Annotated in this window: 20 protein-coding genes and 1 riboswitch; of the genes, 13 read left to right on the top strand and 7 right to left on the bottom strand. The window is 61.1% G+C overall.

Annotation, left to right across the window (positions count from 1 at the left end; all coding sequences use genetic code 11):
- Window positions 1-129 precede the first annotated feature (129 nt).
- Complete coding sequence (gene dnaE, locus BSZ35_RS05520) at window positions 130-3,618, bottom strand: DNA polymerase III subunit alpha (RefSeq protein WP_105011505.1); 3,489 nt, start codon at window positions 3,616-3,618, stop codon at window positions 130-132.
- A 763-nt stretch (window positions 3,619-4,381) separates the two neighbouring features.
- Between dnaE and BSZ35_RS05515 the strand changes: the two genes are divergently transcribed.
- The gene (locus tag BSZ35_RS05515; RefSeq protein WP_258096087.1) at window positions 4,382-6,430 is read left to right on the top strand and encodes a monovalent cation:proton antiporter family protein; all 2,049 of its coding nucleotides are present in this window, start codon (window positions 4,382-4,384) and stop codon (window positions 6,428-6,430) included.
- Here BSZ35_RS05515 and BSZ35_RS05510 read toward each other — a convergent pair.
- Entirely contained in the window at window positions 6,427-7,032 is a 606-nt protein-coding gene (locus BSZ35_RS05510) for a DUF3124 domain-containing protein (RefSeq protein WP_105011504.1), read from the bottom strand. The genes BSZ35_RS05515 and BSZ35_RS05510 overlap by 4 nt on opposite strands.
- Before the next feature lie 137 nt (window positions 7,033-7,169).
- On the opposite strand from BSZ35_RS05510, the gene queF reads away from it, so the two are divergent.
- Window positions 7,170-7,688 (top strand): preQ(1) synthase, encoded by a 519-nt coding sequence (gene queF, locus BSZ35_RS05505; protein ID WP_105013740.1) that lies wholly within the window; start codon window positions 7,170-7,172, stop codon window positions 7,686-7,688.
- Here queF and BSZ35_RS05500 read toward each other — a convergent pair.
- The gene (locus tag BSZ35_RS05500) at window positions 7,685-8,398 is read right to left on the bottom strand and encodes a hypothetical protein (RefSeq protein ID WP_146110007.1); all 714 of its coding nucleotides are present in this window, start codon (window positions 8,396-8,398) and stop codon (window positions 7,685-7,687) included. The genes queF and BSZ35_RS05500 overlap by 4 nt on opposite strands.
- 242 nt (window positions 8,399-8,640) lie before the next feature.
- On the opposite strand from BSZ35_RS05500, the gene BSZ35_RS05495 reads away from it, so the two are divergent.
- The 5 genes from BSZ35_RS05495 (at window position 8,641) to BSZ35_RS05475 (ending at window position 16,445) form a co-directional block, all read left to right on the top strand.
- Window positions 8,641-11,031, top strand: coding sequence for a choice-of-anchor B family protein (locus BSZ35_RS05495; protein ID WP_105011502.1), 2,391 nt, complete (start codon window positions 8,641-8,643; stop codon window positions 11,029-11,031).
- A gap of 121 nt (window positions 11,032-11,152) precedes the next feature.
- Entirely contained in the window at window positions 11,153-12,229 is a 1,077-nt protein-coding gene (locus BSZ35_RS05490) for a YncE family protein (RefSeq protein ID WP_258096086.1), read from the top strand.
- Between the two features lie 223 nt (window positions 12,230-12,452).
- On the top strand, window positions 12,453-14,264 hold the full coding sequence (locus BSZ35_RS05485; RefSeq protein WP_105011501.1) for a VCBS repeat-containing protein: 1,812 nt from the start codon (window positions 12,453-12,455) through the stop codon (window positions 14,262-14,264).
- Window positions 14,265-14,408: 144 nt separating this feature from the next.
- Window positions 14,409-15,263 carry a CbiX/SirB N-terminal domain-containing protein gene (locus tag BSZ35_RS05480; protein WP_105011500.1) on the top strand — a complete coding sequence of 285 codons (855 nt, stop codon included), beginning with the start codon at window positions 14,409-14,411 and terminating at the stop codon, window positions 15,261-15,263.
- 108 nt (window positions 15,264-15,371) lie between these two features.
- On the top strand, window positions 15,372-16,445 hold the full coding sequence (locus BSZ35_RS05475; RefSeq protein ID WP_105013738.1) for a DR2241 family protein: 1,074 nt from the start codon (window positions 15,372-15,374) through the stop codon (window positions 16,443-16,445).
- Between the two features lie 4 nt (window positions 16,446-16,449).
- On the opposite strand, the gene BSZ35_RS05470 is transcribed toward BSZ35_RS05475, so the two are convergent.
- Window positions 16,450-16,839: a hypothetical protein gene (locus BSZ35_RS05470; protein WP_146110006.1), complete on the bottom strand. Its 390-nt coding sequence runs from the start codon at window positions 16,837-16,839 to the stop codon at window positions 16,450-16,452.
- A 427-nt stretch (window positions 16,840-17,266) separates the two neighbouring features.
- Between BSZ35_RS05470 and BSZ35_RS05460 the strand changes: the two genes are divergently transcribed.
- Complete coding sequence (locus tag BSZ35_RS05460) at window positions 17,267-17,899, top strand: hypothetical protein (protein ID WP_105011497.1); 633 nt, start codon at window positions 17,267-17,269, stop codon at window positions 17,897-17,899.
- Between the two features lie 271 nt (window positions 17,900-18,170).
- The gene (gene uvrB / locus BSZ35_RS05455) at window positions 18,171-20,276 is read left to right on the top strand and encodes an excinuclease ABC subunit UvrB (RefSeq protein WP_105011496.1); all 2,106 of its coding nucleotides are present in this window, start codon (window positions 18,171-18,173) and stop codon (window positions 20,274-20,276) included.
- A 303-nt stretch (window positions 20,277-20,579) separates the two neighbouring features.
- Here uvrB and BSZ35_RS05445 read toward each other — a convergent pair whose 3' ends face one another.
- Window positions 20,580-21,779, bottom strand: coding sequence for a PLP-dependent aspartate aminotransferase family protein (locus BSZ35_RS05445; protein ID WP_105011494.1), 1,200 nt, complete (start codon window positions 21,777-21,779; stop codon window positions 20,580-20,582).
- A gap of 100 nt (window positions 21,780-21,879) precedes the next feature.
- Window positions 21,880-22,024, bottom strand: a riboswitch (SAM riboswitch).
- 260 nt (window positions 22,025-22,284) lie between these two features.
- On the opposite strand from BSZ35_RS05445, the gene BSZ35_RS19470 reads away from it, so the two are divergent.
- A complete protein-coding gene (locus BSZ35_RS19470) occupies window positions 22,285-22,443 on the top strand; it encodes a hypothetical protein (protein WP_181149189.1) in 159 nt (52 codons plus the stop codon).
- 21 nt (window positions 22,444-22,464) lie between these two features.
- On the opposite strand, the gene BSZ35_RS05440 is transcribed toward BSZ35_RS19470, so the two are convergent.
- Window positions 22,465-22,704 carry a hypothetical protein gene (locus tag BSZ35_RS05440; protein WP_105011493.1) on the bottom strand — a complete coding sequence of 80 codons (240 nt, stop codon included), beginning with the start codon at window positions 22,702-22,704 and terminating at the stop codon, window positions 22,465-22,467.
- A complete protein-coding gene (locus BSZ35_RS19465) occupies window positions 22,701-22,871 on the bottom strand; it encodes a hypothetical protein (protein WP_181149188.1) in 171 nt (56 codons plus the stop codon). The genes BSZ35_RS05440 and BSZ35_RS19465 overlap by 4 nt, the downstream gene beginning before the upstream one ends.
- Before the next feature lie 300 nt (window positions 22,872-23,171).
- Here BSZ35_RS19465 and BSZ35_RS05435 point away from each other — a divergent pair, with 300 nt between their 5' ends.
- The 3 genes from BSZ35_RS05435 to BSZ35_RS05425 all read left to right on the top strand — a co-directional run bounded on the left by BSZ35_RS05435 (window position 23,172) and on the right by BSZ35_RS05425 (window position 25,479).
- Window positions 23,172-23,744: an EF-hand domain-containing protein gene (locus BSZ35_RS05435; protein WP_105011492.1), complete on the top strand. Its 573-nt coding sequence runs from the start codon at window positions 23,172-23,174 to the stop codon at window positions 23,742-23,744.
- A 71-nt stretch (window positions 23,745-23,815) separates the two neighbouring features.
- Window positions 23,816-24,088: a hypothetical protein gene (locus tag BSZ35_RS05430; protein ID WP_105011491.1), complete on the top strand. Its 273-nt coding sequence runs from the start codon at window positions 23,816-23,818 to the stop codon at window positions 24,086-24,088.
- Between the two features lie 173 nt (window positions 24,089-24,261).
- Complete coding sequence (locus BSZ35_RS05425) at window positions 24,262-25,479, top strand: damage-control phosphatase ARMT1 family protein (protein ID WP_181149187.1); 1,218 nt, start codon at window positions 24,262-24,264, stop codon at window positions 25,477-25,479.
- The last annotated feature ends 75 nt before the right edge of the window (window positions 25,480-25,554 follow it).

The raw sequence follows: 25,554 nt of genomic DNA, 5'->3' as shown, positions 1-25,554 counted from the left end.
CGTTCCGGTTGAAGCGTTCTGCGTTGAGGGAGGGTTTTGGGGGGGCGTTATAGTGTAGACCCCTTTTCAGGGGTCAACCCAGGGGACCCATTCAACGCATGCCCCCAATCCACCAACGCGCAACCACTGTCAGTTTCCTTTCAGTGCAATGTTGTCGGTGCCGAAGATGCGCTGGGCCCCCTTCATAAACTCGGCTGTCGGTTCGATCACGTACGACCGGCTGCGCAGGCGCTCCTGTCCTCGCAACTCTGGCGCGTCCACGTCGAAGTATAGCTTGCAGTTGCCCGGGCTCCGTTCACAGAAGGACTTGAATTCGTGCAGCTCTTTCGGCAGGACCTCGTCGAGGTTGACGGTGAGCACGACCTCGCTCACCATCTGTTCGCGCACCTTCCACATCGGGTTGATCTCCTTCGCGATCACCTTCACGTTGCCGCCGCGTACCTCCACGTTGCCCTTGACGAGGACAACATTGTCGACCTCCAGGTAGGGTTGGACGCGGTCGAGGATGTTCGAGAAAATCACCATCTCCCCTTCGCCGGTAAAGTCCTCGATGGTGGCGAAGGCGATAGGCTTGCCCGAGCGCGTGGTATTGCGACTCACTTCCGTGATAATCCCACAGAAGGTGCGCACGGGACCGCGGTTGCGCCCGTCGCCTCCCGCGGCCCGTTCAATCACCTTCTCCAGTTGTTCGGGCTCGCCGAAGTGGGCTGTCGCAAAGGCGTCCGCCTCCGCTCGGTACTCGTCCAAGGGGTGGCCACTCACGTAGAAGCCCAGGACCTCATGTTCTTCTTTGAGGCGAGTGGACTTGGGCCAGGGGTCGATGTCGGAGGGCAAGCCCGGCTCCATTGCCTCCGCGCCCGCGTCGCCGTCCCCGAAAAGGGAATTCTGCCCGGCCATGCGGTCGTGTTGCACCTTCTGGCCGTACTGAACGGCGGTGTCCATGCCTTCGATGAGCTGTGCACGGTGGCCTTCCAGATCGTCAAGCGCGCCGGCTTGGGCGAGGGCCTCCATCGTGCGCTTGTTGACGGTACTCAGGTCCACGTTCTTCGTCACGTCGTAAATTGTCTCGAACGGGCCGTGCTCCGCTCGCGCTTCGATGATTTTGTCGATCGCCTTCTCGCCCGCATTCTTGATAGCGGCGAGCCCAAACCGGATTTTTCCGTCCTGTACGGTGAAGTACGATTGACTGTCGTTGATGGAGGGAGGCAAGACGTCCAGGCCCATGCTACGGGCTTCCTCCAGCACCTTCGACAGCTTGTCGGTGTTGCCCATTTCATTGGTCATGGCCGCCGCCATGAACTCCGGCGGAAAGTGGGCCTTGAGGTAGGCCGTCTGGTACGCGACCAGCGAGTACGCTGCGCTATGACTCTTATTGAAGCCGTACCCGGCGAACTCGTTGATGATGTCGAAGAGCTCGTTCGCCTCGTCCTCGTCAATGTCGTTTTCTTCCTTGCAGCCCTTGACGAACTTCTTCCGCTGCTTGCGCATGAGCTTCTCCTTCTTCTTGCCCATCGCGCGGCGCAGGATGTCGGCCTCCCCGAGGGAGAAGCCAGCCAGCTTGCGGGCCATTTGCATGACCTGCTCCTGGAAGACGGCAATGCCGTAGGTGGGCTCCAGGATGTCCTCCAGCAGCGGATGCGGGTACTCGACCTCCTCGCGCCCGTGCTTCCGGGCAATGTAGGTCGGGATGTTCTCCATGGGCCCCGGACGATACAGGGCGTTCATGGCGATCAGGTCGTCGATCTCCGTCGGCTTCAGCTTGCGGAGCCATTCCCGCATGCCGGTGGACTCGAACTGGAAGATCGAGACGGTATCGCCCCGCTGGAAGAGCTCGAACGTCGTCTCGTCGTCGAGCGGAATGTCGTCGATGTCGATCTCAATATCGCGCGTTTCCTCAACGAGGTCGACGGTGTCCTCGATGAGGGTGAGGGTTTTCAGGCCGAGGAAGTCCATCTTCAGCAGGCCAAATTCCTCCACCCAGTCGCCGTCGTACTGGGTGGTAATGACCTTCTCGCCCTTGCTTTTTGAGACGGAGACCGGCACGTAGTCGCTAATCTCGCCCGGCGCGATGATGACGCCAGCGGCGTGCACCCCGGTGTGGCGCACCGATCCCTCCAGCACCTCGGCGTACTGCATCATCTTGCGCACCTCCGGATCGTCGGCGTCCTTGAGGGCCCGGAAGTCAGGATTCTCCTCAAAGGCGCTCTCGAGGTCCACGCCCGGGCCTTCGGGAATCATCTTCGCAATCTCGTCGGCACGATCCAGGGGGATGTCCAGGACGCGCGAGACGTCCCGAACGACCGTCTTCGCGCCCATCGTCCCGAAGGTGATGATCTGACAAACGTTTTCCTGGCCGTACTTCTCGACCACGTAGTCGATGACCTCGGAGCGGCCCCGGTCGTCAAAGTCAATGTCAATGTCCGGCATCGACACGCGCTCCGGGTTCAGAAAGCGCTCAAAGAGCAGGTCGTACTCGATCGGGTCGACGTCCGTAATGCCGAGACAGTAGCTCACGCAACTGCCCGCCGCGGAGCCGCGCCCCGGCCCCACCCGTACGTCCAGCTCGCGGGCCGCATCCGTAAAGTCCTGCACGATCAGGAAGTAGCCGGAGTACCCCTCGTCGGCGATAATGCCGAGTTCGTGATTGAGGCGGTCAACGACCTTCTGGGGGAGGGGATCACCGTACCGCTCCTTGGCGCGCTCGAAGGTCACGTGCCGCAGGTACTCGTCCATCCCATCGAAGCCGTCGGGGATGGGATAGTGGGGCATGAGGAGATCGCCCATCGGAAGTTCAAACTTGCACTTATCCGCCACCTCGTTGGTGGTGACGAGCGCCTCCCGCTGGAACTCCTTCGGGATGCCGGTGAGGGCTTCGGTCATCTCCTCCTCACCCTTCAGGTAGAACTGATCGTTGCTGAAGCGCATCCGGTTGGGGTCCTTATAGTCGGCCCCAGTTTGGAGACAGAGGAGGATGTCCTGCGCTTCGTGGTCCTGCTGGTCGACGTAGTGGACGTCGTTGGTGGCTAGGACCTTCACGTCGTACTCCTTTCGCCATTTCAGCAGCACCTCGTTGACGGTGTGCTGGTCGTCGATGTCGTGGTCCTGGAGCTCGATGTAGTAGTCGTCCCCGAAGATGTCGATATATTCCTCAAACAGTTCCCGTGCCCGCTCCTCGCCCTCGTTCAGGATGGTTTGCGGCACCTCGCCCTGCAGGCAGCAGGTGGTGGCCACGAGGCCCTCGTGGTGTTCGCGAAGTAGGTCGCGGTCGATGCGTGGCTTGTAGTAGAAGCCCTCCGTAAACGAGAGAGAGGACAGCGTCATCAGGTTCTCATAGCCCGTCTGGTTCTTGGCCAGCAGGACCTGATGGTACCGAGTCTTATCGGTTTTGTCGTCGATGCCGCTGGGGGTGAGGTAAAACTCACAACCAATGATCGGCTGCACGTCCGAGTCTTGCGCCGTGGTGTAAAACTCCGGCACTCCGTAGAGATTGCCGTGGTCCGTTATGGCCACGGCCGGGATGTCGCGACGCTCGGCGCTCTCGATCAGGTTGTCGATGCCGGCAGCACCGTCGAGGAGTGAGTACTGCGTGTGACAGTGAAGGTGCGAAAACTCGGGCATACAGACGTCGATTGGTTCGAACGACGAGAGATGAGGAGCCACGGCCCAGAGGAAGACCCCGGGCGAAGGGACTCACAGACCATCCTAAACTAAAGAGGTGACCGGGCGGGAATCAACGCTTTTCGGGTATTGCAAACGAAATGTCACGAATGGATCTGGAGGCCTTCTGAAAAGAATGAGCCTACGGCGTTCGAGAAGGACGCTCGGTTCTGATGAAGCCGTTCGGTTGGGACGGACGGTGCACCATTCCGGTGTCAACGCTGTCGGGGACGGGAACGCGTCGGATTTCGGCGTGCATGGAGGAATCAGGACGGAGGATCATCTGCGGATCCACAGAGGGAGGCGTTCTCTCCTTGGGGCTCGTCTCTTGGTGTACAGGGGAAACGAGGGCAGGGACGGGAGGAGAGGAATTCGTTTTCGTAGACGAGCACGCCGGAAGCAAGAAGGCGACCAGCAGTACGAGGAGAAGAGGTCGGGTCGTGGTCATGGAAGTAAAGAGGAAAGATGAGAGAGAGACGCGGAGATGTGTGATGTCCGAAACGAACGCGCGCTCAAAATATTGTCGAGATAGAACCCACCGACGCTTCGGGTTTGAAGCGAGGATGTTCTTTGGCGATTGGGCTTGCCCGATGAGCCCTCATAGAGATGAAGTTCCTGTTGCCACAAGCGGCTCCTCTACAGGGGGCTTGTTGAGGGAGCCGGTAAAGGCAGGGACAAAGTGTAAAGAGAGAAGTACCACGTTCTTTCATTCACCTAGCCCATCGTGTCCGTGCCCGTCCTTGCTGCTTCCCTTCCGTTTCTGGGAGAAATTGTCGGTCTCTTTGCCCTAAGCGCATTGATCGCGTATGTCTGTACGCGGATCCGGTTGGTGCCCATCGCCGGCTTTTTGCTGACGGGCGTTGCGGTGGGGCCAAATGCGCTCGGGCTCATCCAGGACCCGGAGTTGGTTTCGACGCTGGCCGAGATTGGGGTCATCCTCCTCCTCTTCGAAATCGGTATCGAGTTTAGCCTCAGCAAGTTGTCCCGCCTCAAGCGCGCCATCAGCATTGGGGGCGGGCTCCAGGTCGGGGGGATCATTCTGGTGGTCACCCTCGGGGGATGGATGGCGGGAATTGGCTGGGCGTCGAGCATCTACACCGGCTTCCTGGTGGCGCTGAGCAGTACGGCCGTGGTGCTCAGCCTCCTCGCCGACCGCGGCGAAACGGACACGCCGTCCGGGCAGCTCTCCCTCGCCATGCTCATCTTTCAGGACCTCGCCATCGTGGCGATGATTTTGATCATCCCGATGCTTGCAGGCACCGGCGGGTCCGGGTGGGCGGTCGCCCTGGCGCTGGGCAAGGCGGCGCTCGTGATCGTCGTCACGCTCATCCTGGCGCGAATCATCGTGCCGTACCTTCTGAAGGGCGTCGCCCACGTGCGACGGCCGGAACTCTTCGTGCTGGCGGTGGCGGCCATCGGGTTGGGAACCGCCTGGCTCGTGAGCCTAGCGGGCGTCAGTCTGGAGCTGGGCGCCTTCTTGGCCGGGCTCGTCGTTAGCGAAAGCGAGTACAGCGAACAGGCCCTGAGCGAGGTCTTGCCCTTCCGCTCCCTCTTCAATGCCGTCTTTTTCGTGTCGGTCGGCATGCTCCTGGACCTCTCCTTTTTTCTCGAAGAGCCGTTCCTGTTGCTGGGGGCAGTGGGCGGCGTGCTCGTCATAAAGTTTCTCATCACCACCGTGTCGGCCCTTGCGCTGGGCGTGCCCATCCGCATCTCGGCGGCGGTGGGCCTGACCCTGGCGCAGATCGGGGAATTCTCGTTTGTGTTGGAGCGGACGGGGCGGGCCGTGGGGCTCTCGCCGATGGGGCTCGGCGAGGCGGGCGAGCAGACGTTTATCGCGACGGCCGTGCTGCTCATGCTGGCGACGCCCGCCCTCCTGAAGGTGGGACCGTCTCTTGGAGAGTGGCTTCAAGGGACCGTACTGGGACGCCTCTCGGAGGACACCGACGCGACTCCCTCGGCGGGGACGACCGAGCTGGAGGATCACGTCGTCATCGTGGGCTTCGGGCCGGCGGGCCGGCGGCTCGCGCAGGTGCTCCATGAGGACGACCTGCCCTTCGTGGTGGTAGACCTGAATCCGCGATCGGTGCAGGAGGCGCGCGAGATGGGTTATCACGCCATCTACGGGGACGCCACGCGGGGGCCGCTGCTGGAGGAGGCGGGCATTCAGCGGGCCAAGCTCTGCGTTATCGTGGTGAACGACCAGGACGCCGCGTACCGGATGACGCACGTGGCGCGGCATGAGAATCCGACGCTTCGACTCATTGTGCGCACCCGGTTCCTGAGTGAACTGGAGCGCTTCCGAGACGCCGGGGCGGACGTGGTGGTGCCAGAGGAAATTGAGACCTCCGTCCAAATTTTTGCGCACGTCCTGAAGTCGTATCAGGTGGACCCGGCGGAGATCGAGACGCAGGTGCGAACCATCCGCGCCCACGACTACGAGTTGCTGCGGGGGGAGACGGACGACACCGCCCACCTGCTGCTGCAGGGGCTCGACGAGGAGGGCGTGCACACCCGCACGGTGCGGCTCCGGGACGCCTGTCCGGCCGTCTCCTGCACGCTGGGGGAGCTGGCCCTGGAAGAGACGTACGGCCTCCGGGTGCTTGCGGTGCGGCGGGACGGCGAGACACGCTCCACACCCGACGACGATTTTGCCCTTCAGGCCGACGATCGTCTCGTTGTGCTCGGGGAGGCCGAGGCGTTTGCCGAGAGCGCCGACCTTTTTCGTCTGCCGGAGCCGCGTCGGCAAGGGGGGGCGCCCGTGCAGCAAAGCTAATCCTGCGGAGCGTCGGCCGCCGAGGCCGAAGTCTCGTACAGCACACGGGCCGTGCTGCGAAATGAAATCCCCTGCGTGGCCTCGGTTGTAATCATGACGGTCTCTACGATCGGTGCGTGAACCGGCGTCTCGGCGTGCCAGCGCACGAGGAAATTGGCCCCGACACCGCCGCGCAGGTCGTCTTGCTCCACCACCACGTGCGTCGATGCAAGGGCGCCGAGTGTGCGGGGCGTGTCCAGATAGGGGCGCACGTGGTTGCCGTTGCTGTCGTAATACTCGATGGACGAGATGGTAATCGGGGTATCGGGGCTTGCGTTGCGAATGCTGAGAGTCGTCGCCAGATTCATGGTGCGCTGCGCGTCCCGGATGTAGATGTGCGAGTAGGCCGGGACATACAGCGTCTGGCCGCGCACGAGCCGCGACGGGCGTTCCTGGGCGGGGGGAGACGCCGGTGACACGGGAAGGCTATCGAGGCGAGAGGCCGGGGGGGAGGTGTTCGGGGAGGAGACATCTGCAGGGTCGCAGCCACTTAGAAGGAGTCCTCCGAGCATTCCGAGGCCGATGACCATCCGAAGGGAGGGGGGGAGGAAGGGAGAAGTCATTCAGGCAGTCAGGAATACCTTATTCCAGGAGACGCTCGTGGTGAAAGGAACCCATGGGGGAACGCCGGGATCCGAATGGGGGGACGAATCCCGCCGCCGTGCCGTCGTTTGTCCTTTCGTTCAAGCCTTTCGATCTCATGCCCGATTCCCACGAGTCCGATAACGGACGATCCCGTTCCCGAGCGGCGCGCGAGCACACGGAGGAGGCGCTGGAGTACATGGCGCAGTTTGGCATTGAGCCGGAGGGACAGGTGCGCCCCTTTCTTCCCCCGAGTGCGCGCCAGCAGACGATTGACCGGTTGCCGTACGAGCACGAGGTTCGTCAGACCGTGGTGTATGAGACGGAGCCCGGCGAATTCTCGGCCGTGTGTCCCTTTTCTGGGCTTCCGGATTCCGGCACGGTGCGGGTTGAGTACGTGCCGGGTGATTGGGTTGTAGAGCTGAAAAGTCTCAAGTACTACCTGATTTCGTGGCGCGACATTGGCATTACTCAGGAGGATGTGACCGCGTACATCTACCGGGACGTGCGGGCAGAGCTCGAAAATCCGGATGTACTTATGGTGAGGACCGAGTACACGGTACGGGGGGGCATCAACACGACCTGCACCGTCGATAGTCGTGAACAGGGTCCCCCTTCGGCGTTGGGGGACGATTAGTTTGTCGGTGCGTTCGGGTTTTTGGGCGGTCGCTCGTAGCCGGTCAGGCGTCGGTCCACCCAGGCACTGTCCACGCGGATGAGGAGCATATTGGTCGGGCGGGGGGCAGTCGAGGGCAGCGACTGCAGCCCTGAGTAGGTGCGCTGCACGGCAGGGGACTGCACCCACTTCCCGAGGTTGGTATACCGGTAGGCAAACCAGACCTGCGCGAGCGAATTCGGGCCCGCGTTGTAAAGGGCTTTGATGGAGTCGATCCGGGCCACTTCCGGGACGGCGTAACAGAACATTGGTGTGTAGCTGCGGGCCTGTGCAATCTCGTACTGGGTTTGTTGGCCCTTTTTCGTGATAGAGAACCGGTGCACGGGGAGGCCGCCCTGGCTGCGGGTGACGGTGGTGTCGAGAAGCCCGGCGTGGACCAGCGCTGAAAGCTGCCGGTACTGGAACGAGGGAGCATTCGGGTTCGGGTTGACGAGCGGGACGGGATAGGCGTCGGTATCGTTTTGGGCGTTTGGGGCGAGGCAGTACGGATTGAATGCCGCGAGGGCTTCGCCAAGGGCCGTGCGGGCCTCGTCGGGGGTCGGGGCAGGTCCCTGCTCGTCCCGGATGACGATGTCGTTCGTCGGTGTGCTCCCGCCGCAGGCCAAGAGGCCGAGGCCTATGAGCAACGTGCCCAGAATGAGAACGAAGAAGCGGGAAGGGGAAGAAGGCATAAGGAAATGACGACAGCCAAGAAAAAGAAGGGAGTGTATTCTATTGTAAGGGCGCGGAATGAAGAGGACAAAACGATCGTCCCCGTTGAGCCTGTCACGTCCGGAAAACGTGTGCTCCATAGAACGAAGCTCAGGCGGAGCGAGCCGCAGTCGGAACCCCCGTCGGCGCGGATGGCTATGATGGGACGGCGATTATTCTGCCGTTCTCGACTCAAGTCCTGGTCATCGTCCCCTCAATACCGATGAAACGATCCTTTCTTCTTGGTTTTCTTGCCTGCCTACTTGCGTGGGCCGGCCCCGCTATGGCCCAAACGACGTCGTTTGGCACGACGGCCCAGCAAAACGGCTTTGGGCGGGCCCTCGACATTGACGGGCAGCACGTATTTGTAGGTGAGCCCCGCAATTCGCATTCTCCTGGTCGCGTGTATGTGTTCAACCAGTCCGACGACGGCGGCTGGACCGAGACGGCCTATTTGGAGGCCAACGACGGCTCGGTCGGCGATTACTTTGGCGCGGCACTTGATGGAAATGGAGAGACGCTTGCGGTAGGCGCCCCCTCGTCCAACGCCGTCTACGTCTTCACGGCCGGAAGCGACGGCTGGACGCAGGCCGCACGCCTTACGGCGAGTGACAGCACCTCCGGCCTGGGGGCGAGCGTTGCCCTGTCGGACGGTCGGCTCTTTGTGAGTACTCAAAATACGGTGTCGGTCGTTGACGGCGACACGACGACGGCCCCGGCGGTGCATGTCTTTACGCAGCAGAACGGAGAATGGAGGGAGACGACAGCTCTCCGGAGCAGTCAGTTGTCTGCGGGAGCTGGATTCGGGGAGTCGATCGTTGCCTCATCGGAGCACCTGCTCGTGTCTGCCCCGAAGCGCGACGGAGGGGCAGTGGTTGCCTTCCGCCGCGACGGAGAAGAGTGGAGCGAGGTCCAGACGCTTTCGGCCGGCGAGTTGGGCGGTAGTGCCCAATTTGGGGCTGCCCTTGCCTGGGCCGGAGACCACGTGCTGGTCGGAGCGCCACGAGCATACGATGCCACAGGCGCCGCGTACACGTATGCATTCGACGCCAACGCCAATGCGTGGCGGAGCCAGGGGCGACTGCTTCCCTATGACGGGGCCTCGCGTCACCTTTTCGGGGCCGGGCTGGCGTACGACGGCACGGACCTCTGGGTTGGAGCGCCCGGTGCACAGAACCAGACCGGTGCGCTGTATCGGTTCCAGCAACGTGATAGCACCTGGAGCAGTGTGCGCCGCCTCATGCACTCGGAAGCCGAGTCGGGCAACGCTCTCGGCGCTACACTTGCCGCGAACGATCGGGTTGTGGCCGCGGGCCTTCCGGGCGACGACCATGGAGCGGGAACCCTCGCGCTCTATTCGTTGGCCGACAGCGACTGGACGCAGAAGTCCACCATCGCGCCGACCACCGGCAAGGTGCTCTCGTCTCTCACGGGTGAGAAGCGCCCCTGCAGCGATGGCAGTGTGAAGGCCTTCAATTGCGAGAATGTAGACCTACAGTCCTTTCTTCCGATTTCGGAGATTGGGGGCGACCGGGGCATTGATCTCAATGACATCTGGGGATGGACCGATCCCCAAACCGGGACCGAGTATGCCCTCGTCGGACGCACCGATGGCACATCGTTCGTGGACGTGAGCAACCCGACGAATCCGGTCTACGTCGGGGAGCTGCCCCTCACCGACGGCGCACGCATTAATTCGTGGCGTGACGTCAAGGTCTATAAGAATCACGCGTACGTGGTGGCCGACAATGCGGGCGATCACGGCATGCAGATCTTTGACCTGACGCGGCTGCGGGACGTCTCGCCCAGTGAGATGCCGAAGACCTTCGAGCACGACGCGCTCTACGATCAGGTCAACAGCGTCCACAACATCGTGATCAACGAGGAGACGGGGTACGCCTACGCGGTCGGTAGCAGCGGCGGCGGCAAGACCTGTGGCGGCGGGCTCCACATGATCAACATCCAGGACCCGCTGAATCCGACGTTTGAGGGCTGCTTTGCCGACAAGTCGACTGGCCGCTCCGGTACCGGCTACACGCACGACGCTCAGTGCGTGGTGTACGAAGGGCCGGACCAAGAGTACCGGGGCCGCGAGATCTGCATCGGGGCCAACGAGACGGCCATCAGCGTGGCGGACGTGACCAACAAGGACAGTGCAAAGGCCATTTCGACGGCCTCCTATCCGGATCACGCCTACGTCCACCAGGGCTGGTTTACCGAAGACCAGCGCTACTTTTACCAGAACGACGAGCTCGACGAGCTGCAGGGCAAGGCGGAACAGACCCGCACCCTCGTGTGGGACATGAAGGACCTCGACAATCCCAAGCTCGTGACGGAGAAGATGCTGCCGGAGGAGTCGACGGACCACAACCTCTACGTGAAGGGGGATCGGATGTATCAGTCCAACTACAAGAGCGGATTGCGCATCCTCGACATCAGCAATCCGACCCAGCCGAAGGAGGTGGCCCACTTCGACACCCAGCCGTACGGGAAGAACAGTCCCGGCTTCCAGGGATCGTGGAGTAACTATCCGTACTTTGAAAGCGGCATTATTGTCGTGTCGAGCATCGGAGAAGGGCTGTTCGTTCTCACGCCGTCGCGTCAGGAACTGTAAGCGAGGCGCTTTACAGAACGGGTTTGGAGGACTGGCGGGGCGAGAATGGGCCCCGCCTCCTCTCGTACAACAGCCCCTGTCGGCTCCTTTGTACTGACTCTTGTCAAACGTCTGACTGCTCATGCGACGCTTGTTTTTGTTCCTCTTCTCTTTCCTGCTTCTAGGGGCGTGGTCGGTGCCGAGCGCGGCCCAGAGCCCGAAGCTGTACGTGTGTAATCAGGGCGAGGCCACCATCTCAATCATCGACATGAACACGCAGTCGGTGGAGGCGAAGGTGGACTTGAAAGAGCGGGGGTTCTCGGAGAATGCGAAGCCCCATCACGTGGTGGCTGAGCCGAATGGAGAATACTGGTACCTGACGATGATCGGGGAGAACACCATCCTAAAGTTCAACCGCGAGAATAAGATCGTCGGGAAAATTACGGATTTTGAGGTGCCGGGCCTTCTGGCCCTCGATCCGTCGTCGGATCGCCTCTATGCGGGCCGCTCGATGAGCGCCGTGGATCCGCCGAAGAGCATGGGGGTCCTGAATCGGCAGGCAATGGAGGTGGCCGAGCGTGTGGATACATTCTTTCCGCGCCCCCACGCACTGGCTGTGCGGGACGACGGGGGACACGCGTTCATTGCCAGCCTGGCGACGAATCAGCTCATGGGGATGAATACACAGACGGGCGAGACGAAACTCACGCGCCTCGGCGGTGATACGCAGACGCTTGTCCAGTTCGCAATGACACCGGATGGCAATACGCTCTTGGCCGGGGGACAGCGTACGGGACAACTCCTGCTGTTTGATGCCAGCGAGTCCCCAACCCTGTCGGTGACCGATACGCTCCAGGTTGGCAAGCAGCCGTGGCACCCCGTGATTTCCAGCGACGGTGAAACGGCCTACGTGCCGAACAAAATGTCCCATAGCATCAGTGTCGTCGACCTAAGCAGTGCCGAAGTAACGGCGACCATTGAAGGGGACGGGCTTGCACAGCCTCACGGCACGGCGCTGTCGCCTGATGGACGCTACCTCTTCGTGTCGAACAACAATCGGGACGGCACCTACACGCCTGAGGGAGACAATCCCGAGGCTGGAACTGTTACGGTCATTGACACGAAGACCAACGAGATCACGAAGGTTATTGAGGTGGGAACCTATCCGTCTGGAGTAGGCACCTTTGGGGGACAGCGGGCCATGATGTCCGGAGAGTAGGGGGGACCTTGGTGTCCTGAGCGCCCTGTGTCCTTTGTGTCGAACGGCACGTCTCCCGACAGACATCGTCCTCTCTCAGGGAGATCCTTTCTGGGGGTGAGGGGGGGCAATGCTCCGGTTGTGCCTGCAGTGCGTCTGTTTTTGGGCCAGCAGGCCAGTGGGGCGTCTGTGTGTCAATCGATTGACATCCCTGAGCGAAATTTGTAGAACCATCCTCCTGCACATGCGCTCCGTCGTTTCTCTTTTCGCGGTGCTCTCCGTTGCCAGTCTGCTCTGGATGGGGTGTGCCGGGTCGTCGCAGACCGCCACGGACGAGTCTGCATCGTTTCCAGAGGACTACCGTCGAGTCGTGCGTCCGGATTTTTCTGTCATGGATGCCTCGGGCACGCCCATCTCCAATCCGTTCTACGGAGGGTTCAACACGCCCCGTCCGCAGTTTGTGGACATTGACGGCGATGGCGACGAGGATCTGTTCGTACAGGAAAAATCCGACCAGGTGGCGTTTTTTGAGCGCGTCACGATTGAGGGGAAGCCGCGCCTTGTTTGGCGTAGTGACGATTATCGGGATCTTTCGGTTGGGGAGTGGTTTCGCTTTGCGGATCTCGATCAGGATGGCGTGCCGGACCTTTTGGCCGAGCAGCCGTACAGCCATCTTCGGGCGTACCACAATACCGGCACCGCCACCAATCCCTCCTTTGAGCTTTCTGCCGACACGATGCGGACGCCGAGTGGAGAGGCCATCTTCTCCGACCGGCAGAACATTCCGAACGTAACGGACATCGACTGCGACGGGCGACTGGACCTTTTTCTGGGGCGGCTCGACGGTACCATTTCTCGCTATGAGGCCACCGACTCGACGGGCATGCCCACCTTTGCTCACGTGACCGACAACTTCGAGGGCATCGAAATTGTGAATCGGAAAATTGGGATTCGGCATGGGGCCAATACACTCACGTTTGCTGATATTGACGACGACGGCGATCCGGACCTCTTCTGGGGCGACTTCTTTGAGCCGGGACTTCTCCTGATCGAGAATACGGGGGCGTGCGGCAATCCTGTTCTGAGTGGGGAACCGGAGCCCTTTCCGCCGTCTAATCCCCTCAAGACGAGCGGGTACAACGCACCTGCCCTAACTGATTGGACGGACAACGGACGGTTGGATCTGTTTGTCGGGGTGCTGGGTGGGGCCGACGACGCCAACGCCAGTCTCGCCGAGAATTTCTACTTCTACGAGCGCCAACAGGATGGCTATCGTCTCCGCAGCCGCCAATTCGTGGGCGGGCTCGACATTGGGAGTGAGAGCGCCGTGGCGGTTGGGGATCTCGATGGCAACGATACGCCCGACTTGCTTGTCGCCAACAAGATTGACCCCAAGCAGGGCGCCACCTCCCGCCTCTATCGGCTCCTCCGCACCGACTCGACCTACCGGCGGAGCGGAGCGCTCGATCTGCCGTCCGCGTATCACTATGCGCCCGCGCTCGGCGATCTTACCGGCGACGGCGTTGACGATCTCGTGCTCGGGACGTGGAAGGGGCGCATTGCGGTGCATCGCGGCACGGGCGATGGGTCGTTTTCGGTTCTCGACGAGGACGCGGTTGCGATGGATGGACGTCACGCCACGCCCGCCCTCGGTGATCTCACGGGCGACGGGACGCTGGACCTTGTGGTCGGGGCAGCCGACGGCGCGGTCTATTTGTATCGCAACACGGGATCGGCGGAGGAGCCCTCGTTCGGGGCACGGTCGAAAATCCTCCCGGCCAGTGATGCCCGATCTCGAAGTGCCCCCACTCTTCACGACGTGAATGGGGATGGGACCCTTGATTTGTTAATCGGAGCGGAGGAAGGACTCTTTGTTCTCCGCAATACGGGCTCGGCGACGGAGCCGTCGTTTGGCTCGTCCCCAACGGCACTCTCGTGGGAGGGCGTGCCGCGCCTGGCGACGCCTGCCGTGGGCGATCTCGATGGCGACGGTCGCTTCGATCTCGTGTCGGGAAGCGAGCGGGGGGGAGTGGTTTTGTTCCAGCCGAAACGGTAACAGCGGACGCATATGATCGGGGGCAGTCGTTTTTGGGCGGTCGATTTCATCGTGGAGGGGACCGCCAGAGAGGAGCGGGAGTAAAGTAACACTGAAGACGAGGGCCGTTACGTCGTTTTTAGACACGCACGCTGGCTTCGCCCCATGGCTCAGACGCTCGTGATCGCCGCACACGGCTCGCACCTCAATCCGGATTCCAGCACGCCCGCCTTCAACCACGCTGATCGGGTTCGGGAGACCGGTGCATTCTCAGAGGTTCGGGAGGCTTTCTGGAAAGAAGAGCCGTCGTTTCGGGAGGTGTTGCGCACCCTCGATGGCGACGAGGCGTACGTCGTGCCACTGTTCATCAGCGAGGGCTACTTTACCGAGCAGGTTCTCCCCCGTGAACTGCGTCTCGATGGATGGACCCCCGAGGCCTGGGCGTCCGACGGGGAGAGTGACACCGCGGTCTCCTTTCGGCCCCGCGACGTGGAGCTGCAGGTGCACTACTGTGGTCCGGTGGGCACACACGACGCCATGAGTGCTGTTCTTGCTCATCGTGCGGATACGGTGCTGGACGAGCGTGCCGGCGCCCGCGTCGGCCTGGCTGTGGTGGGGCACGGCACCGAACGCAACGAGAACTCGGCGAAGGCAATCCGGTACCATGCCGAGCGTCTCCGTGCTTACGGCCGTTTTGAGGAGGTGCAGGCGCTTTTCATGGACGAGACGCCGAAGGTGTCGGAGCTCACGGCCCATTTCGATTGTGAGGACATTGCAGTGGTGCCGCTGTTCGTTGCCGACGGCTACCACACGCAGGAAGACATTCCGGAAGACATCGGGCTGACTGCCGACTATCGGGACGGGTATGATGTGCCTACTGTGGTTGACGGACACCGGGTCTGGTATACGGGCGCTGTGGGAACGGATCCGCTCGTGGCCGACGTAATTCTTGAACGGGCCCGAGATGCCGGGGCGTCGGTCCCAACGTCCCATTTTGCTGATGCGAGGGCGGCGTCGTAACTGGGGCCTGTTTGCTGTTTGCACGGGACGATCGCAGACGCATTCCTGGTGAGAATGGGCACAGGAGGGCACGACTCGGAACACGTTCGACATACGGTGACGGCTCCTATGTGCTTTCCAACCCTCGATCGCCTGCGTGCCCATGCTGCAGAGCACGGCATCAACACAGAGGTGCTCACCCTTACGCACGCGAACGGTCAATACCACCTTGCCGTAGAGGAGGAGATCTATACCAAGTTGTCAGAGGCAGAGCTTCGCGGGAGACTTGCAGAGCATCCGGCGGCTGTTCGAGAATGGGCGTTCTGGCACCGGCGGGCCCCGCAGCATTCGGCGCGACGGGCCTTTCTCCGGAGGCTTGAAGACCTGAATGCAGACGTCTCACCCTCTGATCGACGGGCGGTGCTTGCCGAGGGCGTCCAGCAGCAATGGGGCCAATTGCTACTAACTGTTCAACTAAACGATGAGGGACGGCGGGCCTACGAGATTCGGCACGTGGAGGACGCGGACTGTACGATCGACCGACTCGATGTGCAGAACCGCCCGCGGGAGGCTCGTTTTCTTGCAAAATACGACGAAGACGGAGATTATCGGCCGCTTTCCACGGCGCCCACGCTGCAGTCCGGGTGGATCTTTCCAGAGCTTGACGCCGCGGCAGCTGTTCGCACCGTCGATTTTATTTATCCGGCCTCGATTGCGAACTGGTACCGCGAGCGCGTGGGAGAGCTAGACGTTACGCACTGGGCCGAGGCCACCAGACGCCAGACCGGGATTTACGCCATTACCGAAGAACTGGAAGGGGCGGCCGTCGACTGGGTAGCGGAGGCGTGTTGTGTCGATTCGCAATGTTTGAAGCGACGGGAATGGGACGAAACCCCCAGTCGGGAGCTTTCCGTTCCCCGGGGCCAAGGGGCATTCCCATGTCGAGAACCATGTTCGTTGGTCATTGCGGCGGCCCGCACGTGGGCGAAGCTGGAGCGCGAAGAGGAGCAGACCTACACCGTACAGCTCACCCCGTCTGAAAAAGAGCAACTGGAGACACTGCTTGACGCGGTGGCGGACGGAACGGCGGGGGACGTTCGGGAGGCCGACGTACGAACCGGGGCCAACCGCTATCGGGCCCGTTACCTACGAGCCAAACGCGCCAAGAAGGAATTCCTCAAGACCCCGGAAGATCAGGAATGAGTCGTTACGATTGTTCGGAAGACCAGAGACGTTGAACGAATCGCTTGACCCGGGTGGCAAAAGACGCGTCCGCATCGGTGGACGGCGTGGCCTCTTCAGTTCCCGAGGGGGCGCTAGAAGAAGGAGCGTCATCGGGCTCCAGCGCCAAATTCAGGGCTTCCAGATTGTCGCGGAGATGGTCGATCAGGTGGGCGCGCGTTGAGTCGGAAAGGGCAGTATACCCTCCGTTTTCAAGGGATTCGAGGGCGCGCCGATGATGCTGCCGGGCACGGTGAAGCTCCGTGGAGGAGCATTGCTTTAGTTTTTGGACGGCATCATCCAGGTCCCCAATCGGCTCTTCGATGGGCATGCGGACTGCCGAGAAGTGCTTCGAGCCGCTGCGGGAAGAGGTCATAGATGAGGCGGACGTATCAGAAGCGGTCATGGCTGAAGAGAATGTTTAGGACGAGGTTCGCCGAGCAGTCACGGAGGAGCACCAGAATTTGGGACCGGTTCCATAAACGCACGGAGGCCCTCAAATTTTTCAGGAGTCAGTTAATTCTCTGCGACAAACGTCGGAAGAACGTTTTGGAAAACACGTTGCGTTCTGAGTCGGAGGGGCTGCTCGGTAAGGTAGTCGGAGGAAACGAGTGTGACAGTGTAACGTGAGACCCGTATTTTGCGGTACGAGCGGAAGTGGGACCCGTCGCCAAAGGGGACGACCAGGGGCGAAGAGCAAGAGGCCGAGGAGCGTAGATCGTTCGTTGGTTTCGTGAACCAGGGACATATTCGCGAATCACGCTTTTCCGTTTGAGGTATACTTTACAGAGTCTTTGCGTCCCATGAGTGGTGACGTCATGTTGCGAAAGCTTGTGTACGTACTAATCGGACTTCTGGGGGTGAGCCTGGGACTCAGTGCTTGCTCGAGCGCAGAGTCGACCCGGTCCAGGTCGGAGGGCGATGATGGAGCGGTGCCTCCAGGTGGGGCTACGGTGGTAGAGCGGTCCGAGCCGAGAGCAGAAACCGGCCCTCCCTCGGATGTGGTTGCCCGTCTCATTCAGAAGGCCCTGCAGTCCGATGGGAGCGTATCGTACAAGACCCTTGTCAGACGTCTGGGGACGCCGCAGACTATCGAGATCGAGCCGGTGCGCAATCAGTATGTGCGGGGGAAGGTCGATACCCTTCGCACTCTCGTGTACCCGGGTATCGAAGCCTTGGTATACGACGTCACCAATGAGGCGAAGACGTTTCTCGTCCGTCTCTCCTTGTCGAGCACGCAGTACGCCACGCCGGAAGGGTTGCGAGTGGGACTGAGCAAGCAGCACGTGCTTGATGAGCTCGGCCCCCCAACCCGCCGTAATCCGTCAAAAGGCGAGCTGATCTATCAGGAAACGGAACCCACGCCCACATCCATGGTGGTGCAGTTTCGGAATGGACGGATTGTCCGGATCGATTGGGAATTCTACTTTACCTGAGTCCTCCGCCTGCGTCCGTTTGGTTCTGTTAAGCCGGTGGGACGCATTCGCGCTCGCCGACAAGGCGCTGCTCTTTTGCCGAATGAGGTCTGGGGCGACTCTTGTACGCACCTCTTCGCGAGGGCGGGACGAGAGCAAATAATGGATCCCTGTAAATCTCGAGTGTCGTCCTCCCGTTGGGCCGTGCGAATGCGCAACCTGCCAATCTCGCATCGGTTTTACGATTCTCGGGCACACATAATTTCCACAGCATCAAGTCTCCCGTCCCTTCATGGAGTTGAGCGAAGTCCCGGACGTTCCCGAAGACGCCCCCCGACCGTCCGAGACCGGGGGGCAATTCGACCTGATCTCTGACTTCGAGCCGATGGGCGACCAGCCGGGTGCCATCGGCGAGCTTGTCGACGGCATCGAGCGAGGGGACGAGTATCAGACGCTACTGGGGGCGACGGGGACGGGCAAGACCTTCACGGTGGCAAACGTCATCGAGGAGGTGAACAAGCCCACCCTCGTGATGAGTCATAACAAGACGCTGGCGGCGCAGCTCTACGGCGAGCTCAAGCAGTTCTTTCCCCATAATGCCGTCGAGTACTTCATCTCGTACTACGACTATTACCAGCCGGAGTCGTATATCGTCCCCAGCGACACCTACATCGAGAAGGACGTGGCGATCAATGACCGCATTGAGCGCCTTCGGCTGCGGGCGACCTCCGAACTTGTGAGCGGACGTGACGACGTGATCGTGGTGGCCAGCGTCTCCTGCATCTACGGCCTTGGCTCACCGGCAGAGTTTCGGAAAGAGATCGTGCCCATTGAGCGGGGACAGGAGGTGGAGCGTAACGATCTGCTTCGCCGCTTCATTGACCTCTTCTATGAGCGCAACGACATTGAATTCGAGCCCGGGGTCTTCCGTGTGCGTGGGGATGTGGTTGATATCTTTCCGGCCTATCGTGAAGAACAGGCCCTGCGTATCGAGTTCTGGGGGGATGAGATCGACCGTCTTGCCCTGATCGATCCGGAGAGCGGGCGGGAATTGGAGGAGCTCGACACCTTTACGTTGTATCCGGCGCAGATCTTTGTAACGCCCGAAGACCGGCTCAAGACGGCCATCGATGACATCAAGGAAGAGTTGCGCTGGCGGCTGGCGGTATTGCGCGAGGAGGGCAAGATGGTGGAGGCCCAGCGCCTGGAGCAGCGCACCATGTTCGACCTCGAAATGATGCAGGAAGTGGGCTATTGCTCCGGCATCGAAAACTACAGTCGCCACCTTACGGGACGAGAGCCGGGCGAGCGCCCGTATTGTTTGCTCGACTATTTCCCCGATGATTTTCTGCTGGTGGTCGATGAGAGTCACGTTACCGTCCCACAGGTGCGCGCCATGTACAACGGCGACCGGCAGCGCAAGCTGAAGTTGGTGGAGCACGGCTTTCGCCTCCCGTCGGCCCTCGACAACCGCCCACTCACGTTCGAGGAATTCGAGGAGCTGACCCCGCAGACCATTTTCATGAGTGCCACCCCCGCTGACTACGAGCTGGAGCAGAGCGGAGGGGTGTTCGTGGAGCAGGTAGTGCGGCCCACGGGCATTCCCGATCCGGAGATCGACGTGCGTCCCACGGGCAATCAGGTGGACGACCTGATGGAAGAGATCCGCAAACGGGCCGAGAAGGGGGAACGGGTGCTCGTGACGACGCTCACGAAGCGGATGACGGAGGATTTGGCCGACTATCTCGACAGCTACGGCGTGGATGTGCGCTGGATGCACTCCGACATCGACGCGTTGGAACGGGTGGACATCATCCGCGGTCTACGACTGGGCGAGTACGATGTACTGGTGGGGGTCAACCTGCTGCGCGAGGGGCTGGATCTCCCCGAGGTGTCGCTCGTCGCCATTCTCGACGCCGACCAGCGAGGCTTTCTGCGCTCGGAAACCTCGCTCATCCAGACGGCCGGGCGCGCGGCCCGCAACGTGAATGGCACGGTCATCCTCTACGCCGACGAAATTACAGAGGCGATGGAGAAAATGATGGCCGAGACGGAGCGCCGACGGGAGCGTCAGCTCGAGTATAACGAGAAACATGACGTGACGCCTGAGCCGATTACGAAGTCGCCCGACGAGATCAAGATGGGGACGGCCATTGCCGACGAGAAATCCGACGGGGAGGGAAGTAGCGAACGGCACCACTATGGCAGTCCGGATCAACTCTCATCCGAGGTGGCCGATCCGGTGGTTGAGTACCTGAGCGACGACCAGAAGCGGGACCTCATCGATCAGATGGAGGAAGAAATGGAAGAGGCGGCCGAGAATCTGGAATTCGAGCGTGCCGCTGAGTTGCGGGACAGCATCGAGGAATTGGAGGAGCAACTGGAGGACGATGGGTAGGGACTCAAGGATCGTCAGTAGGAGGTGGACGGAAACCGCCCCTCGAGTTTTTGTCTTCTGGATGTGGATTTTAGCAACAAGGCCTACATCCGGGCCAGATGTCTTCTGCATTCAGCGGATGCAGGGTTCGATTTCATTGGCCTCTCCCCGTTCGGAGCGATCCTGAGCCTGATGATGGGACTCACGTGGGCCCTCCGCGTGTTTTGGCAATATGTCCGAGGCCCAATTGATCGAACGGCCGTGAATACGAAGGGTGAGCGGAGAGAAGAGTAGCCGAATGATCGTTCGATCCGCCCGGCGACCTCATGTTCTTGTCTGTACCGGTTGCGGGGGGCGAGCCGGTTCAGTTTCAGGAGCGCGTGCGGTGTCGAAGGCCTGCTCCAGATCGTGGAGCAGATCGTCGGTCGACTCGATTCCGACGGAGAGGCGGACGAGATTTGGAGGAATGGTAGCCCCTTCGTGGGGCGCGTGCGGACTCGAGGCACGACTCATGGACGCCGGATGCTCGATGGTCGATTCCACGCTGCCTCGCGCTTGCCCAACCGAAAATACATTAAACGCCCGAAAAAGTGCGTTGATGTTCACGGTTTCGTCGACCGCTATCGAGACGAGGCTGCCGTAGCCGTCCTGCTGACGGCGCGCGGCCTTGTGGCCTGGATGGGTGCGCAGTCCGGGGTAGAAGACGCGGTTCACCGCCGGGTGCGCGTCGAGTTCGTAGACGACCGAGCGGGCATTCTTTTCGTGCTGCTGGACGCGCACGGAAAGGGTCTTCGTGCCGCGAAGGATGAGTTTGCTGTCGGCGGGAGACGCGTAGAGTCCGTACGCGTCTGCGATGCTATCAAGCGCTTCGGCCCGTGCGGTCGATTGGGCCACGACCGCGCCCCCCGTCACGTCCGAGTGGCCGTTCAGGCGCTGGATGGATGAGTAGACAACGAGATCGGCGCCCAGATCGAGGGGACGCTGCGCAACCGGCGACAGTACCGTATTGTCGACGATGAGTAGCAGGTCGTTTGCGTCGGCGAACTCGGAGAGGGCGTCCAGATCGGCAATGCGGAGATGCAGATCGGACGGCGTTTCCACCCAGAGCGCCGCGGTGGTTGGGCGGAGGGCCGTCGTCAGCGCCTGAAGGTTGGACGGGTCGCAGTAGGAGACCGAGAGCGTGCCCCGTTCGTCGAGGTGGGAAAAGAACTGCGCTGTATCCGCAGAACACTCGCGCCCACAGATAAGGTGGGCATCCGCGTCAAGGAGATGCGTGATGGCCGCCATGGCCGAGCGTCCAGTTGAACAGGCCACAGCCCCTGCGCCGCCGTCAAGATCGGCAAGCGTCTGTTCGAGTGTGGTTCGGGGAGACGAAGAAGGACGGGGCGAAGACGTCCCGTTCGTTCGTCCTGCCGGCTCAATCGAGTGAGAGGCGGGGGAATGGCTGGACGTACCGTCGCCGCGGGGGGCAGAATCGAGAGTCTGGCCGGCACGGGACAGCGTGGTCTCCGGGTCGAAGTCCATGGAAGCAGCCGCGTCTTGGTGAGCGAAGAAGAGGAATCGGTCTCACCAAGACGACAGAGGATAGCCCCGGAACCGCAGCACGACTGCGGGCGACGCGTTCCTCTCATCTTTCTCCGAAAACCACAGCAGAACTGAGGAGTCGGAGCAGGAGTTGGCACCAAGACGGCTCGCCTTCATTTGTGCGGGGGCGAACCCGGTTGCCACGACGTCATCGGGCCTGTTCCCTCGGTCGTTCTTGATGAGACGCCTTTATAGGAAGGAAGGAACCCGAAAGTGTCAAGTTGTCTCACGGAATCCTCAAACTGCAGGAAGGCGGGGAGCGCCGGTGGACAGTCTGAAGTGGAAAGGGGCACCTCTTCCGTTCCAACGGAATCCTGCAGGGGCGATTTTACAATAGAGACATCTGAGGGCACGTGGCAATGTTGACCTTCAGGGCCTTCAGGGAGTCAGAAGAGTCGGGGGAGACCGGCACCTGCTTCTACATCAAACTAGCGAAATCCCTCCCATGTCAGAACAAACCATCTGGGTGCTCGCGCTCGGAATCGTTGCGCTCGATCTCCTGCTGTTTATGGTGCCCATCGTGCCATTCCTAGTGGCATACGTTCTTGTGATGCGTCCGCCTTGGTTTAAGGCGTTTGTCGACGACCTGTACAGCGAGACCTGAGTGTGGCAGAAAAGACGGAGGCTACTGGCGAGGCGCCTGTCGAGAGGAGGGCGGCTCGCCTCCGGCGACATCTTGGGGAGTGGTGGCAAAGTAGTACCACGAAAAGCCTCCCGCGATGACGATAAAGGCCAGGCCAAGCCCCAGAATTTCACGAACGGACGTTTGGGGGGCAGCCGTCATCTCAGGGAGGGCTACGAGGCCGCCGACGAGTACGACAAACGCAAAAATGAGGAGCCCAAAGTACTCGACGAGAACATTCATTCGGACATAACCTCGGTTTTCTCAACGAGATCAGCGAGGATCCATAGCGACGGTACCCAGAGTCCTACAAAAATGCCGGCCTGCTTGCTGCCGCTGAACCAAAGATAAAGAGAGAGGGCAAGCGCCAATACGCCGGCGGCAAAAATCCACCCTTTGCTGTTCGACATGAAACGGGAGCGGTTCGTCGGTGAGACAATGGAGAGAGCCAGTCGAGCCCTTTGACAATTCGTGCTCACGTTACGAAACCGGTTCCGCTGCCGATCCGGTGGGACGCGAATTGTTGCAGCAGTCGCACATTTGCGGATCGAGTTGCAGTATGGGACAGCGGGGGCGAACGTCCTCTCAGAATTGAAAAAGAAACTCCGCGGCTCAGAACTCCGTTTTTCGCCCTACATCTTCTTTTCTGTCCATTTTCCGGTAGTCCAATTCTCAATTTCGTCGGTTCTCACGCACATCGGACCCTATTCATGCTTGGCGATCTACAGCGACGAAAGGCGGCCTACTACTTCGATCTCATTGACGAAGACGACAACGGGGTCATTGAGGCTGCGGACTTTCGAGAGCGAGCCGATCGGCTGGCAGAGAGCCTCGACGTGTCCGACGGCGAGGAACGGGCACAACTGCGTCGGCGCGTGATGCAGTGGTGGCAGCATCTCTCGACCCTTGCGGACGAAAACGATGATGGGCAGATCACGCGGGAGGAGTGGCGGATGTATTGGGCCCGCTTTAAGGTCGCGGTGAGCATGGGGAGCGATCGCCAGTCGATTTCAAACTTGCAGAAAGCGGCCCGGTACACCTTCCGAGCCATCGACCGAACGGGATCCGGGCGCATCACCGAGGAGGAGTTTCTGAACTGGCTTGCGGCCTGGGATGTGGAGGCGGACGAAGCGGTGTTTCGCCGTCTCGATCGGGACGACGATGGGTACCTCACGGAGGCGGATTTGGCGGAAGCCACTACCGAGTTTTACCTCTCAAATGATCCATCGGCGCCCGGCAATGTGCTGTATGGCGAGTTGCCGGAGGAGGTGGAGCAGCTCTGAGGTGATGCTTCTGGGAGGCTGGAGGGGCCGAGTCTCCGATCGGGTCCCAAAGGATAGAGACCGTCTCTGTGATGTCCGATGCGGCTTATCAACCAGTTGAGTGCCGGTTCTACGACGAACTGGGGCTTCGCATGATGCGGGGCACGCCCTGTCGGCTGATTGTCGAGACGGGCGATGAGTGCGTTGAGCAGGCCGGGCGGATTAGCGATCTATACACGGAAGGCACGGCTGAGTATATTCGCCTCGATGGGGGAACGACTATTCGATTGGATCACATCGTGAGGATTGAACAGGAGGAGCAGAAGGCGAAAGAAGAGGCACATCAGCCCGGGGCAACGCCGTAGAGCATTTGGGGAGCCACGTCGCCCAGATCCGGTCGGAGACGCCCCCCAACGACCTGTTTGGTTGCACACGCGGTGGAAACAACTGCAATCTTTGACTTTGAACATGAACGCCCAAGCGCACAGGAGCGTTACGGGAGCCGTCCCGATGCTTTTTCTCAGATCGTTCCGTGCTCGTGAATCGCCTGTCGACTGATAACGATCGTCCCCCGCCCCTTCGAGGCACGGACGCAGACTCTTTTGCTCATCATACCATTACTGTCCGATGGCCGCGCATCGCGCGTCGGGTCATTGATGAAAATGACGCTCCGGCCAGCATCACCGACCGGATCCAGGCCCTGATCGACGAGATTCCAGAGGGCCCCATCCGGCGGCTGGACGATCCAGGAGCCCCCGATGAGACGCTCTGGAACGAGCGAATTGCGCCCTACGAGGGACAGTCGTGGCTGGAGGTCCCGTGGTTCTTTGGCGAAACGTACTTCTACCGCCGCATCATGGAAGCCACTGGGTACTTTCAGTCTGGTCCCGGGAGATGGTCCGATCCGTTCACGCGACAGAAGGAGCAGGGCTACACGGCGTCTCTCGATGCCATTCGCACACTAGCCCAGGGGCGAGCCGAGGCGCTGTCGGCAGGGACGGGTCGTGAGGAACTCGTCCGCCTTGTGCGGACGGCCCTCTGGGGGAATCAGGCGGATCTCAGCATGTGGGCGGCCGATGCAGAGGGCCCGGATCATATAGGGACAGGGCAGGAGAGGGAGCACACGTTGGCCGACGATACAGCCGCGGCCCTCGATCATCTGGAGACCTTCGACCGCCCGGCGCGCATCGACGTGTGGGCGGACAATGCAGGGTTTGAGCTGGTCACCGATCTTGCTATGATCGACGGGCTTCTGTCCGCCGGCCTCGCCCATCCACTCGTGCTTCACCTCAAGGCTCACCCCACGTTCGTATCCGATGCGACAATTCGGGACGTGCACGCAACCCTCACCCGACTTGGGAGGGAGGACCACCCGGCCACCCAGGCCCTTGCCGGTCGGCTACGGACTGCCCTTCGAGAGGGGCACCTTCGACTCCACGACGCCTATGCCTGGACCTCGCCCCTTCCGGCCCGCGACTTTCCGACGAACGTGCACGCCGAACTTGCGCGCACGGATCTCCTCATCAGTAAGGGGGACGCCAACTACCGGCGGCTGATGGGAGACCGGCACTGGAGCTATACGACGCCATTCGAGGAGGTCGTGTCCTATTTTCCGGCGCCGCTGCTGGCCCTTCGCACCCTCAAAGCCGAAGTCGCTTCCGGGTTGAACCAGGCGCAGGTCGATCGTCTCAACGCCGAAGACCCTGATTGGTTAATCAACGGGCGGTGGGGCGTCATTCAATTTGCGGACACGTGAAATTGTGTTGGAGCCCTCGCATCTTCCCGCGAACGCGGCACGTACGCCGCAGCGACCCGTTGAGGCCGTCCGTTC

The organism is Salinibacter sp. 10B, assembly GCF_002954405.1.
Classification (GTDB): domain Bacteria; phylum Bacteroidota; class Rhodothermia; order Rhodothermales; family Salinibacteraceae; genus Salinibacter.
Note: the sequence above shows the minus strand (reverse complement) of the source record. Positions and strands in the feature narration are given on the sequence as shown.